The organism is Bartonella sp. MF74HXZ, from assembly GCF_042194445.1.
Taxonomy (GTDB): Bacteria; Pseudomonadota; Alphaproteobacteria; order Rhizobiales; family Rhizobiaceae; genus Bartonella; species Bartonella grahamii.
This window is the reverse complement of sequence record NZ_JBHIMW010000008.1, coordinates 29,613-43,742: the sequence shown is the minus strand read 5'-3', so window position 1 is coordinate 43,742 and position 14,130 is coordinate 29,613. Positions and strand designations below refer to the sequence as shown.

At 35.8% G+C, this 14,130-nt stretch carries 11 protein-coding genes; 7 read left to right on the top strand and 4 right to left on the bottom strand.

The window, feature by feature from the left end:
• The first annotated feature begins 169 nt into the window (after window positions 1-169).
• The 6 genes from ACFIJ8_RS07515 (at window position 170) to ACFIJ8_RS07490 (ending at window position 6,273) form a co-directional block, all read left to right on the top strand.
• Window positions 170-430, top strand: a complete 261-nt coding sequence (locus tag ACFIJ8_RS07515) for a hypothetical protein (protein WP_273788241.1) — start codon at window positions 170-172, stop codon at window positions 428-430.
• Between the two features lie 215 nt (window positions 431-645).
• Window positions 646-903 (top strand): hypothetical protein, encoded by a 258-nt coding sequence (locus ACFIJ8_RS07510; RefSeq protein WP_375639298.1) that lies wholly within the window; start codon window positions 646-648, stop codon window positions 901-903.
• A gap of 106 nt (window positions 904-1,009) precedes the next feature.
• A complete protein-coding gene (locus tag ACFIJ8_RS07505; protein WP_375639297.1) occupies window positions 1,010-1,315 on the top strand; it encodes a hypothetical protein in 306 nt (101 codons plus the stop codon).
• A gap of 369 nt (window positions 1,316-1,684) precedes the next feature.
• The gene (locus ACFIJ8_RS07500) at window positions 1,685-1,975 is read left to right on the top strand and encodes a hypothetical protein (RefSeq protein WP_375639296.1); all 291 of its coding nucleotides are present in this window, start codon (window positions 1,685-1,687) and stop codon (window positions 1,973-1,975) included.
• A 576-nt stretch (window positions 1,976-2,551) separates the two neighbouring features.
• A complete protein-coding gene (locus ACFIJ8_RS07495; protein ID WP_375639295.1) occupies window positions 2,552-2,698 on the top strand; it encodes a hypothetical protein in 147 nt (48 codons plus the stop codon).
• Between the two features lie 332 nt (window positions 2,699-3,030).
• The gene (locus ACFIJ8_RS07490; RefSeq protein ID WP_375639294.1) at window positions 3,031-6,273 is read left to right on the top strand and encodes an autotransporter outer membrane beta-barrel domain-containing protein; all 3,243 of its coding nucleotides are present in this window, start codon (window positions 3,031-3,033) and stop codon (window positions 6,271-6,273) included.
• Window positions 6,274-6,536: 263 nt separating this feature from the next.
• Here the strand turns inward: ACFIJ8_RS07490 and ACFIJ8_RS07485 are convergent, their stop codons facing one another.
• The 3 genes from ACFIJ8_RS07485 to ACFIJ8_RS07475 are packed head-to-tail and all read right to left on the bottom strand — an operon-like array spanning window position 6,537 to window position 9,306.
• Window positions 6,537-7,508 carry a WD40 repeat domain-containing protein gene (locus ACFIJ8_RS07485; protein ID WP_273788244.1) on the bottom strand — a complete coding sequence of 324 codons (972 nt, stop codon included), beginning with the start codon at window positions 7,506-7,508 and terminating at the stop codon, window positions 6,537-6,539.
• A 10-nt stretch (window positions 7,509-7,518) separates the two neighbouring features.
• Entirely contained in the window at window positions 7,519-8,541 is a 1,023-nt protein-coding gene (locus tag ACFIJ8_RS07480; protein ID WP_375639293.1) for a CobW family GTP-binding protein, read from the bottom strand.
• Between the two features lie 21 nt (window positions 8,542-8,562).
• A complete protein-coding gene (locus tag ACFIJ8_RS07475) occupies window positions 8,563-9,306 on the bottom strand; it encodes a creatininase family protein (RefSeq protein ID WP_273788246.1) in 744 nt (247 codons plus the stop codon).
• 2,207 nt (window positions 9,307-11,513) lie between these two features.
• Between ACFIJ8_RS07475 and ACFIJ8_RS07470 the strand changes: the two genes are divergently transcribed.
• Entirely contained in the window at window positions 11,514-11,870 is a 357-nt protein-coding gene (locus ACFIJ8_RS07470; protein ID WP_375639292.1) for a hypothetical protein, read from the top strand.
• A gap of 797 nt (window positions 11,871-12,667) precedes the next feature.
• On the opposite strand, the gene ACFIJ8_RS07465 is transcribed toward ACFIJ8_RS07470, so the two are convergent.
• Window positions 12,668-14,002, bottom strand: a complete 1,335-nt coding sequence (locus ACFIJ8_RS07465) for an NAD(P)H-dependent oxidoreductase (RefSeq protein WP_273788248.1) — start codon at window positions 14,000-14,002, stop codon at window positions 12,668-12,670.
• Window positions 14,003-14,130: the final 128 nt, after the last annotated feature.

The following is a 14,130-nucleotide window of genomic DNA, read 5'->3' as shown; positions in this document are numbered from 1 at the left end:
TGTGGATGACACATAATAAGAATAATCAGTGGATGAACTAGATGTGTCGTTTCGGTTTTTTATGAAGATAAAATAAAGAAAGTTTAGACTAAATTATAATTCAAGTATTAAAATGCCATGTGCGTGTTCTTTTGCGACCTCTGTTTTTTTCTTCGCGCACAATATAGATGTGAGTGCAGAAGATTATAAACCCTCATGTCATTCTCTTTTTAAATCGTATTCGTGTGATACAGTTGATGCTGCTTGTACTTTTGGAAGTAGTGGTAAGTTATATATGAGTGGATTGGATAGGAAAACTACAGATGTTATTTTTACAATACAATCCCATAACATAGTTATTTTGCTGAAAAAAAGTAAAAGGGAAAAAGGCGTTTCAGGAACTGGTGGAATTTTAGAATTAAATAGATTTGAGAAAATTAATCAGCAGTGATTGCGTCAAAAGGTAATAAAACTTCTTTTAAAAAAGAGTTCTATTACAGGAAATGGCGAAAAGAAAAGTGGTAGAAATGCCATGTTATCTCAATCTGTGTTTGGCGTGAAGCAGGGCGATTTTTTTCCTTTAATGAAGGTAAGATTTAGGTTTCTGATGTTCATGGTATAGCGGTTGAAAGTGCCGAGCCTGTTTTTAAGGAAAGATCATATGAGTTGCAGGATGGTCTTGTGTCTGGTTTTTTTGTTGAAAACACAGAGATCCTTCTTAAAGGACAAGGGGGTCACTGTTTGTATTTTAGAGGAGTTCCTTCGCAATATGAATATCAAGGGGGAGAGCTTCTTACAAGTTTAGGTGAATTTCGGTTTAAAAAGACTGTTCTTCACGTTCCCGATGATACGGCTATTTATAGTAACGATGCTAGGAGGTCTCCTTATATTACGATATTAGAGGGTTCGCGTATTTTTTGCTGATCGGTTATTAGATGTCAAAAATAATTCATTTGTCGCGCTTGATGCCTATGCGTCTTTTCTTGCAGGAGGAGCACATGTTGAGAAAGGTTCTTATGGTAGTGTTGTGTTGTTCAATCAATCTCAATGGACTGTAAGAGAAAATAAAAATGTGCTTAAAAATAATCATAAAAAAGTTCCATATTTTGTAGATTCATTTCTTTCCTTTTTAAGGCTTATTGATAGTTCTATTTTTTTCAGAAAACCAAGAAATGATTTTTTTCAGACACTTCGTATTAGGAGATTGGATGATGATCATGGTTTAGATTATGCTTACGTTGCAGGAGGGGACGCGCGCTTATATGTTAATGCACATCTTGCTGTAAATGGTAAAAGCAAGAGAATAAAAGCTGATAAACTTCTTAATCTATGGTGATGTTTATGGAAAAACTAAGGTGCATATTGTCGATGGTTTAGTGGCTTCAAAAAAATAAAGAACCATAGCAAAGGTAAGCAAAAAGACGATAAAAAGATAGCCTCAGTGTTTCAATTGTTCAGGTTTATGGAAAGGCTGCGGAGGATCCCTTTAAACTGGCAACAGATTATGTTGCTTTAAGAGGAGCACCTTATCGATATAGTGTTTTCGTGCTAATGGTCCAAATTCTTCTCATAGATAGGTAAAAGGTGGGAATGGATCCGTTAAAGAGAAAAATATTGAGTATAATGGAAATTTTGGAATTATCGACTTGAAGTTGAATATGTTCAGAAACTTTCTCATCTGCGTCATATTCGGTTGGAAAATGATGTGTCTCGTTCTTTAAGCACTTATACTTATCATAATAATGTTTTCGCTGATCATGATGCTTTTGTTCTTTATTCTGAAGAGGGCGTTAAAGCGGTGGTCCCGCAAGTTTCAACATATCTGTCGATGCCCCATGCTTTGTTTCATGTTGGTTTGATGGATATGAACAATCACAACAAACAGCTGGAAACATTGCGTATCGCTGCTGGGGCTTTAGGGGAAAATGGTAAAAAAATCCTGCACTTTTTGCGCGAGGTTACGGTGGAAGTTATCATTATGTTTTTGACCACCTGAGCTTCAATATGGCTATGGCGGAAATTTGAATTATAACGCTATAGAGGCAAGAGTCTTGCTCAATGCGATTGAGGATATACATCACACTTTGAGCTTTGGAATAATGGGGAATGATGGAAAAAATTCTCTAAAACCTCAAGATATTGAAGAAAGCAAAAAAGTACATTTGATAAATGGTCTATTACAGCATATAGCAGCATGCAGCATGATACAGGCTTTTATATAGATGTCCTTTTTTCCTATGGTTTATTTAAGGGGGATATTCTCACGAAAGCAAGAGGCAAGACAACAACATTGAAGAGGAACACCTTTGAGTGCTTCATTGATTGCGGGTAAGTCATTTATGACAGGACATAAAGGGGATAGTTCGTTTCTGCCTTTCTCTATTTTTTCATGACCCAAGTTCATGTCGTTAATTTAAATGTGTTCAGATTCTTCTGAACACTCATATTTGTTACAATTACAATTATAGTTAGGGGTTATTTTTGATCCGCAGGTTTAGGTTATTTATCAAAATGTGCGGTTTGATAAGGTGTCTGATATTGATGGTTTTAATATTGAAATGGAAAACTTGTTTTGTGGGGGATGCGTGTTGGTGGGTCTTTAAGAAAGATGCTTTCTGTTTCTGAAGAGGGGATTACTGTTTTTTTCAATGGCAAGCTTCATCTTGCCAATAGTTTTGGAGAAAAACAACGTGTACAGTTTGGAGATGAATTCCAATGAGAGGCTTTTGGTTTTTTTCTAGAAACTGGAGTTGGGTCGAATACTCAGTTGTCTTCACATTTTGCATTGCATGGAGATGTAACTTATCAACATTGTCTTAGCAAATTAGCAAAGATGGTTTTTCAGAGACCATTTTTTCAGGCGGGTTACATTATCATTTTTAGCTATACATAAACTATATAGTAACTTATATATAAGTATATATTGTTATATTAAGTATTAAAAGTAGCTCTTTAGTTTTATATTTATTGTATTTTAAGAAGCTTGTTAGTTTAAATATAGATATTATTCTTAAATGAATACAAATAAGGGAATAGGAGTCGGGAAGAGTTATGGTTTATGTATTTAAAAAACATGTATTTTTGTGCAACTTTACAACAGCTATTCTTTATTTTTTTCAGGTTACTTATGTTAGTGCTGCAGGATCTTCAAGTGATGCAGGAGAAGCATTTTATAAATGCGATGATAGAAAAACACACTTTCTCGCAGATAAAGTTTATTACTTAAAAAATTCTCAGGAGGTTGCGCCTATTGCAGCTATATATGTAGAAAAAGATGGCACTGTTGTTAATGCCTCTCAGATAACAGTTTATGGCGATAATTCAGATAAAATATCTGCCTATGGGGCGTATGTAAGAAATGGTGGAAAACTTAATCTAACAGCTGCAGATTTCAAGGATATACCTGCTCTTCGTGCTCAAAATGCAGTTATTAGCATGACAGTAGGGGAAATTAAGGGTGCTTCACATGCTATTTATGCATGGGGGAGAGAAACGGATATTTCTTTAGAGAGTGTGAATATCGATATTGAGCCAGATAATTTGAAGGTAAAAGGGATCGGTATTATGAGTGGTTTTGATGCAATGGTTAGAATGTCAGGAGGTACCGTTAATTTTAATAAGATTGGCTCATTTTCAACTCGGTTTGGGGGGCGCTATATTTTTGATACTATGTGTATTACGGGGCAAGGAAGGAGGGAGGAAGCTAGAACAGATGGTGATGGCGCTATGGGGGGATTGCCTGAAGCTTTTGAGGTTTTTCAAGGGGGTGATGTTTATTTGAAAAACGCTTTTATTCATCTTAATAATATGCATGCACTCGTGATTAAAAATTTTTCAGGTTATGTAGACGATAATGGCAAATTAATTCAGAAGTATGTTTCGTCAGATGGCTTTAAGAATACAAGTATTAAGATAGAAAAAAACGATATTTCTGTGAAAGGGGATGGAGCACATGGTCTGTATTTTAATGTTTTAGCTCCAGAAGAGATTGCTAAGATGGTTAGGCAACGAGATGATGAAAAAGTTTTAGAAACCCAAAAATTTCTCACGGGGAAGGCATTTGTTTATTTATCACAGACAAATATGACAGTTCTAGATGGTATTGCGATTTATGCGAAGGGGAATAGAGGCTATAGGGCTGAAGGTATTCTTGAATTATCTGATGAAACAAAGATTTCTGGTGATTTGTTGCTAAAAGCTAAAAATAACTCTTCTCTATTGGTGAAAGCAAGCGCTTCTTCTCTTACAGGAGGTACGCGTGTTGACGATAAATCAACTATTGATTTAGAGTTAACCCGTTATTCAACATGGTATCTTACTAAAAGTAAATACAATGGTTTACGGGAATCTGTTTCATCACTTTCTTCTCTAAGTCTTTCCAATAGTACACTGTTCTTTAATGATGAAGATATATCGAATGGTTATCAAACGCTACACATTGGAAAAAGGGCGGATATAGACGCAGGAGATAGAATTCTCGCATCAAAAGATAAAAAAGTTTACAGTGCTGAGGGAAATGCTCAGATTAAGTTGAGTGCATTTTTGAGTGATGAGGGTTTGTTTGATCCTCAAAAAACCGATCGTATATTGATTTCTGGTGATGTCTCGGGAACGACATTCGTTCATGTGCTAAATTTTCCAAAAGCTGCAAATAAAGAAGTCCATGATGGAAGAGATCAAAGCATTTCACTTATTCAAGTTGCTGGAACAGCGCAGGCAGGTTCTTTTCAACTCGCCAATGGTTATGATAGTTATACTACAGTGAAAGGTTTTCCTTATCAATATCGTATTCGTGGTTATGGTCCAAATTCGCCCTTTGGAAAAGCGGATGCTAGGCAAAGATTAGTGGAAGGTGAGGGGGATTTTTGGGATTTCCGTCTTGAAGGTATCTATATTTCTTCTAGAATAGGTACTTATAATGGTCCATTTATTAAACCGGCTTCGTTTTCATTATCTCGTCCTTTAAATTCTCCGCCCCCCAATCCACTTCCTACGTCATTGACATCTGCCATACCTTCTTCTTCTAAATCTTCTGATCCTGTTGATCCTCCACCTTCTCCCCCCAATCCACTTCCTACGTCATTGACATCTGCCACAGCTTCTTCTTCTACATCTTCTGATCCTGTTGATCCTCCCCCTTCGCCACCCGATCCACTTCCTACCTTGTTGATGTCTGACTCGCCTTCTGTTTTGGCACCTCCTTCATCTGCAGATTCTGTTTCTCCTGCTTCTGCTCCTATTGAACAAAAGCCTTCTACATCTTCTGACCCTGTTGAACCTTCATCTAATCTTCCTATGTCGCTTAATGTTCAGTCTAATCTCCAAATTAGAGCTGTTGTTCCTCAATTGCCAACTTATCTTCTTTTGCCAAATACCTTATTTCATGCTGGTTTAGTGGATATGACCACGCAAAATAAGACGGTAGAGACAATGCGGAATGCTTTTCATTCCTCTTGGAAGGATGATGAAAAGCCAGCCTTTTTTCTGCATGCTTATGGTGGTAGTCATCATTATGCTTCCAATTTATCTGCTTTTGAATATGGCTATGGAGCAGAACTCGATTATAGTGCATTGGAAGCAGGTGTTTTGTTAAACGAGACTGAGAGTTTATACAGTCGTACATTCTTTGGGGCTTTGGGGAACTATGGAAACTTCTCTCTAAACCCACAGGATGTTGAACAAAGCAAAAAAAGCGCATTTGATAAATGGTCTGTTGGAGCCTATGGAAGTTTACAGCATGATACGGGTTTTTATATCGATGGAGTATTATCGTATGGACTTTTTAAGGGAGATGTTTTGACACTAGCACGGGGCAAGGTTGTAGCGTTAAAGGGTAAACAGTTTAGCGGTTCTTTAACAAGTGGCAGAACGTTTGCAACAGGGTATAAAGGTGTTATTTTTGATCCGCAGATTCAGGTTGTTTATCAGCATCTTCAGTTTAATCCGGCACATGATGTTGATAATATTGATGTTGATTTAGGAAAATTTCATCAATGGGTGGGGCGTGTTGGTGGGCGTTTAAGCAAGACACTTAATGTTTCTGAAGAGGGACGTGTCGTTTCTTTTTATAGTAAGCTTTCTTATTTGCATAGTTTTGAAGATAAGCAATTTGTTTCTTTTAAAAACGATTTCCAATTAGGTTTTTTTGGTTCTTCTTTGGAAGCAGGGCTTGGTTTTAATGCGCGTCTTTCTTCAAAACTTTCTCTTTATGGAGATATAAATTATCAGCATAAACTGACAAAAGCAGGGTTTTCTGGAGCAAGTTTCTCTGCTGGTTTGCGCCACCTTTTTTGACAAAGTATGATATGTCATTTTATAAAAAAGGCAGTAGAAAATGCTGCCTTTTACTTTATTAAAATCTTCTCTTATCTTTTCTAAATGGTTCTTTTGTCTTGATGAAAAAGGTCCACAATATATGATTTCTTTGGTTTGTGATTGAAAACGCCTCGTAAGTGTGTTTATTTTTTAGAGAGGAAGATGGGTTTCATGCGCAATTGCTTCTGGGGGATTGCGTAGGCATTTTTTATCAGCGATGGTTGCGCTTGTTGGTGCTTGGTTTAATCAGTGATATTGATTATACCACATTCACCATTTTCGCTACCAAAGGTGAGGTTGTACCCTGTCTGATCCCAGTTGAGTGCTGAGATAGCACTTTTCCCATAACCTTTTAGAAGGACTTCTTTTCCATCATGAAAATGTGCACACAAAATCATTCCATCATTGAAGCCTATTGCTACAATTTCTTTGCGTGGATGGCATGCAACGGTGCTAACAAGCGCATTTGCTCGTGTTCCTAGTTCTAGTGGTGTTTTTCCCATGGGGCCATCTTTTGTATGAAAGGGCCAGACAATGGCTGCTGATGCACCGGATGTTGCTAACCATTTTCCCTTCACGCTCCAAGACCAGCTTTTGACTTTGCTTGGGTAGCCACTCATGCGGAGATGCTGATTATCAGTGAGACGCCAGCCATGGAGGGCGTTTTCTTGCATGGTAGAAATGACATAGCGGTTGTCTGGCGAGAAGGTGACGCCACAATGAGCTCCTTTCCATACCAATGTGGTGGGAGATATTTGCGTTGATAACCAATGAAGAGTAACTCCATTGTAATGGGCAACGGCAAGTCGTAAACCTTTTGGGGCAAAAGCGAGGCCTTCTACACTGCGTTCATGTGTAAGCTCTTGTCGTTTTTTTCCAACATGCACAAATGCGAAACGTGAGGAGGAAAAAGCAAAAGCTTTTTGTGGACCAAAAGCAACGTTGTTTATCCATTTGCGTTCTTTTTGGCTTAGCACTTCTGTATGTCCCGCTGCGGTTGTTTGACAGACTTTTCCATCTTCTCCACCTGTGATGATCGCGGTATTGTCATGGGAAAAATGGCTTGAAATTATTCCTTTGTGAACTTCAAAGATTTGTGGGGTTGGATTAAACAAAACAATGAAACCTTCTACGGAAACAAAAGCTGGTTTATTGCCTATAAAACCGCAAGAAAGGCAGTAACTTTTGAGATCATAATGGGTAATGTTTGGCATTATCACTCACTTATGCGCAATTTTCAAAACCAGTTTTTAATTTTTCAGCATCAAGAGAGCGTCCTATAAAAACAAGGCGACTTTCTCGTTTTTCATCTTCACGCCATGGGCGTTGATGTTGTCCCTCAAGAAGCATGTGTATACCTTGAATGACATAACGATCATCGTCTCTTTGAAAGGCGATAATGCCTTTGAGACGTAAGATATCAGGTCCCTGTTGCTGCGTAATCTGTTGGATCCAAGGGAAAAACTTTTCTGGTTGTAGAGCACCTGTTTTTAAACTTACAGAGGTTATTGTAATATCATGAATGGTGGATTTGTGGTGATGTGCATGATCATGATTACAATCGGGACCACAGACATGGTCTGCGTGCTGATGGTCAAGAAAATGGGGATCATTATCTAAAGTGCGTTGGAGATCAAAGAAACCTCGATTGAGGAGTTTATCAAGAGGGATGTTAGCGCGCTCTGTTGCGTAAATTATGGCTCTGGGATTAATTGCAAGAATGAGCGATTGCGCGTGTGCACGTTCTTCTTCGCTGACAAGATCAATTTTATTTAAGAGAACAATATCAGAGAAAGCAATTTGTTCTTCAACTTCACGACTTTTTTTCAGTTGAGAGGGCAAATGCTTTGCATCAACGACCGCGATGACACTGTCGAGAGCTGTTTTTTCATGGACCGTATCATCCATGAAAAAGGTCTGTGCTACGGGAACGGGATCTGCAAGCCCTGTTGTTTCTATAATGATTGCATCAAATCGATGAGAACGTTGCATCAAACTTTCCAGAATGCGAATGAGATCACCACGCACGGTGCAGCAAACACAGCCATTATTCATTTCATAAATTTCTTCATCTGATTCAATGATCAGGTCATTATCAATACCAATTTCACCAAATTCATTGACAATGACGGCATAACGGTTGCCATGATTTTCACTGAGAATGCGGTTGAGAAGGGTGGTTTTTCCTGCACCAAGATAGCCTGTGAGAACCGTAACGGGAAGTTTTTTTGGGTGTGTCGTTTCCATGGAGAGACCTTTTATTGTTCTTTATTGCCATGTGTTTATGTTAAATCGATTGATATCATCAAGTAAATCACGAAGCTGAGACAGAACATGAGAAAATATTGCTTCACCGGCTTGTGGTGTTGCTTTGCTTGCGTTTCCTGCTGCACCTTGCGTATTTAGATCTCGCATTGTCCAGCCAAAGGCATGAGGACCATAAGCGCGTAAATACTGATAGTTGGCAATCATATCCGCTTGTTTATTATGAAAATTTGTTGCCTTTTCCATATGAACTTTTTCCGGTGCTAAATAGAGCATTAAAGAGGTTTCGATAAATCCTCCATGGATATCAAGATGCTGTTGAGACGGTGCCATTAAACCTTGTGGCAAACCAAAACGACTCCAACTTGTTGCTACCGCAAGCATTGAAAAACGCCTCCGTAATTCGGTGATAACAATGCTCATTAAGGGTGAGTTGCCTCCATGGGCATTGAGAAGAAGAAAACGCTTTATTCCTTTGCGATAGCAGTTTTCACCAATCTCTATCCATCGCTCAATAGCGTCGGAAAAGGTGAGCGTTTGTGTGCCTGTAACATCCATATGTTCTATAGAATAGCCAATCTTTTCAACCGGTAAAAGTGCGATATGAAATTGTTCTTTTGTTTGTAAAGTGAGGGCTTTTGCAAAAGCTTCAGCAATGATCCAGTCGGTTTCGAAGGGAAGGTGCTCTCCGTGATATTCGTGTGCGCCCAAAGGTAAAAGAGCGAGAAAAGGCGTGTCAGATACCATAAATTATTGCCCAAAAGAGAAGTTAACACAGAAAAAATGATCAAAAGTGCTGTCACTATTTAATCTATCTATAAGAGAAACGCAAATAGGCGTCTTTTTACATCACATATGGATGCTATAAAAATGAGAGCTTTGTCAAACAATAGTGAAGATTTTATTGAGCAAAGCCAACTCAAATTTTTTGTAATATGAGGCGAGCTTTCTAAAGATAGCTATCTTTGGTAAGACTTTCTGATGCATATTCTCATTTTTAATAAGTAAATATTCATACAGATTAAATACTTCACATCATGTAATGAAAAATAAATTTTTCATTGTTTATTGAAAGCGCAATTTTTTCTGTAAGGTGCATATTCTTCTTTTTACTATGGAGCGAGGATAACAAAACTATTTCTATTGTTGCAATAGTACAGACTTTGGTTGCAATCAGGAGTTATAAATTCTTAATTCAAGTATCTGTATAGTAAAAAAGAATAGAAATGTTTTTTGATTGATTTTACTTTGGATCGTATCTTAACAGACTTTATTGTTCATGAGAAAAAATGAATATAAAGGGAAGGATTCACGTAAGATAAACTTGCAGTCTCAGAGAGCTCGATGAGTTTATAAGATGATTCAAGAAGAAACACCGTTGGATACATGATAGACAGAACGCCATTGTGTTGCACATTGATACGCTTGTTTTAAAGAAACCTTTCTCAAGGTATCCAAGCCTATTTTGCGACGCTGTTCGTGAAGGGTATAACGGTAAATCCTCACAATATAAAATGTATTGTACTTCACTATATTTATATTTTTAAAGTAAAAAGGGGCTCCACTATTCACTTTGTCAGTTTTCAATACTGTGTTAACAGCGCTTGATAGTTAAAATATCTCATAAGTGATATTTTCCTTTCTTCAAGTTTTTTTACACAGACACATCGTTTTCTTTTGTGCTTTGAAAGCGAAGAATTTTGATTAATTCAATATAAACAGCGTTAAAATTAAGAGAATCCTATAATAGTTAGTTCTCTCATTCAACATGCAAAACAATAAATGATTATTATAGATTATTATCCTGCTATTAAAATGATCAGTTGATAAATTTATCATTTAATATCAGTTTTTTTCAAGTATTTTATCAATTCTTTATTATTATTTACTTTGTACAAATTGCATACAGTTATGTGAATATTGCCAAAAACTTATTTAAAAGAGAATTATTTTTACTAATACAGAGTAAATAGAATTATTCAAAATATAAATAGGGCTGCGCTCTACAATATTGACGAAAAATATGGAATAACTTTTATGAAAATTAAGAAAGAAAAATTTTTCAGTATTTTGGGGGATCATCTCATTTTTCATGACTCTCTTTTTATGTAATTTTAGGTAGTTTTTTGGTGCTCTAGTGTTGCTTATAATATTTTTGTAAATCTGATAGGTTTATTTATTTTATGCGTTTGTTTTGTTAGGTTTGAAAGTCAATATTTTGAGTTTTTTATGCTGTATGAGATAAAGGAGCTAAATTACCTTTTTGAAGATGCTATGCGCTATTTTCTTTATATATCAGTAAAAGTTGAGAATCATTTTATTAATGTCTTTTCTATTTGAAAATAGAGATCTTAATTTCTTTTTATATTTTATAACTGTTTTATAGAAAAATAATATACTATTTTAAGGTTTGCTTATTAGGATAGATTTGTTTTAGATCGAGTTTTTTCGCTATCAATTTTATTTTAAAGTTTATTGATGAGCGATATAATAAAAATTCATTAAGTACTATTTCATTTTTATATTTATTGAAATAATAGAGAATAATTATCATTAGATTGACAGTTTTTAATGTTATAGTTCTTTAAAATTTAATTACATTTTAAATTATTTATAAAAGTTCTATTATATAAATTTTCAAATCAATTTATTTTTTAATCTTTACTATAATAAGCAATTTGATAAATTTTTATTATCTTGAAGTAGATAAATAACAATGACAATATATTACTGTTAGGATCTTAGTTATTATAGTGTAAAAGGAATAAATTATTTTTATCATTTGTTGTTTTTGTGTCTTTACATGCAATACACAATGTGTTATATATAAAATATAATTACATATAATATTTTATTATGTGTAATTATATAAATGATTAAATATAAGTTTTGGTTTTTATATATGTGAATATTCTTTCATTTTTTCAGTGAAGAAAAGAGGAGCAAAGAAAGCTATGTTTAAAATATTTAAAAATCGTGTATGTTCATTTACTTTTACACTATTTATTCTCTTTTTTGTACAAACTATAGAGGGAAATGCAAGTTTTGTAAAAGATCAATTTCAAGAGAGAGTGGCAGTTACTATTTCTACACTAGAAAAAAATGTAGCTATTAAAGCTGTGGATAGAGCTGTTATTCAAGGCGTTGAGGAACAAGATGGCATTGCTTTGGGGAAAGTTGAAAAAACTGCTGCTTTTTCAGGTGCAGCCTTTTGGGGGGGAATAGGTATTTTATCACTTCTTGCTTCTTTATGTGTTGGGGATGTATTAGGTGCTGTTGTATCTCTTTGGGGAATATTTACTACACTTTAGCAGAAAGATCATCGACAAAGTCGATGATTTTTTTGTTCGCTTCATGATTTTGAAAAAATAAATATTTGAACTTATTTATACTGTATTGAATAAAAATCACTATTCTTAATACTAAATATAGCTTTTATTAACATTATTAAAGTTCAAGGTCCTACATTTATGGTTTTTTACAAAATAGTGTAACCTGATTTTTTACAGTTTATGTTTATTCTCTAGTAATAAGGCTAGTATAATCATTATCTTTATCAGCTTTTTAATATTGTCTATATTCTCTCATATGAAGATTATTCATCAAAGGCATATTTTATCCTTTTTAAATTTTTTTATTTTTTATAAGAGGATAAAATAAAAAGATCCCTGTATTCATAGCTCTTATGCAATAAGAAAAATGATAAATTATCATTTCAAAGTTGTTTATGTTAAATCCATCAAAAGTATTTTTTACGTATCACAAGTTGTGTTCGTGTATGGATAAAATTATTAAAAAAAAGAGTAAAATTCTTCTCATGAATCATCTCTAAGGCTCAAGGGCTGTCGTAATATTGACAAATAAATGGTGATGCCGGTTTGTATCTTTATAGAGTAAAGATAGTGATACACAATGAATCTTATGTCATATCATGGGGTGGTTTATATTGTAGCATTTATGCGCCATATTGTGAGAGATAAGTGGTGATATGCATCGTTGAAAATGCCTTTATTAAAACATAAACACTTGTATTTGCGATACAAGTGTATTCTGGGTTGTTTCGTTGTGTAAGGGAAAGATGCTGTTAAGTAAGGTAATTAAGGAGTGTTTATAGCTTAGCGGAAGAAGGGTTATGAAGTAAAAGGTCTTGTTTAGCACGAAGACGCGCAATCCATTGATCTTCACGAATAGCAGTATTATGTGTTGTAATGAGTTCGTTTTTTTTAATTGCAGCTGTTACTGTTGCTTTTTCTAAAAGACCACAAGGAATGGCGTGGTGAGCGCGTGCTTCTGCGATGTTCATTATCCAAGCACGATAAGTATAAAGACCGATAAAGTCTAGCTGATCACCTGGATGTAAATCTTTTTTAGCAACAGCACAGACTTCTACTACGGGATGGCTAAGAGGAACCATATCTTTTTTGCCATAAAGCATAACGCGTGCGCAGGTGAGGGGAACTTCCATTGCTGTTAAATGATAGGGGCGGTGAAAGGTGAAATAAGGCCCCTGACCAATTTTTAAATCTTCCATACGTTCACGTAAACGTGGGTGTGCTATTTCTGCAATGACAAAAACACCTGGGGAAACACCTTGGCCTGTTGAATAATCTACAATACCATATCGCTGTAAAATGCCTCCATCTTGTTTTGGGATAAGCACTTTGTTTAAATCTTGCAGCGCCGCTTGTGGTCCATGCATTCCTGGGCAATCGGGGAGAAGCCCAGTGGCATTGGCAATTGCTGCCATTTCAACCATCGTTTTGGAACCATCAATAAATTCAACCAACATGCGCACATTCATATTACGCCGGAATGCTTCTTCTTCGTAAGCATCAGGTGTAGCATCAAAGCGTAGAGGATTATTTTTTCCTTTACCCGCTGCAACAATCTTATGTCCAAGGGCTGAAACAAATTCTATAAGTTCCATACAAGAAGTTGGTTCATCTCCGGCACCAAGTGTATAAATGAGTCCTCGTTTTTCTGCTTCATGTTTGAGATAAGCGCCAATTGTAACATCTGCTTCAACATTCATCATGACAAGATGTTTGTTATTCTCAAGCGCTTTGATACCAATTTCTGCTCCTGCTTCGGGATAGCCTGTTGCATCAACGATAATATCAATTTGTTCATGACGTAAAACAAGGTCAATATCATCTGTTGCTGCAATCAAATTTTTTTCAATGCTTTGCGTGAGAGCATAAGTATTTTCAACTTCACAGACATGTCCATCCTCGCCATAGGCTATTGTAGCGGCATCAAAAATACGTGACGGCGTCCTAGTGGCTACTGCAGCAACTGTTATACCATCCATATGCGCGATACTTGATAATAAATCTGTGCCCATTTCACCACAACCAATCAGTCCAATACGGATGGGGGGATGCTTTTCTGCACGTTGTTTTAAATCATGCGCTAAACCTGTTAGGTTCACATTGCTTGCCATTCTTTTTTCCCATTTGAAAACTATTCTGCTAAAGAACTTTTCTCATTCATAAGGTGCATTTGTTTTTAAGACAATTAATCTTTTATTCTTGATGCTCTAATCAATGGATTTTATAAAAGCAAGAGGGG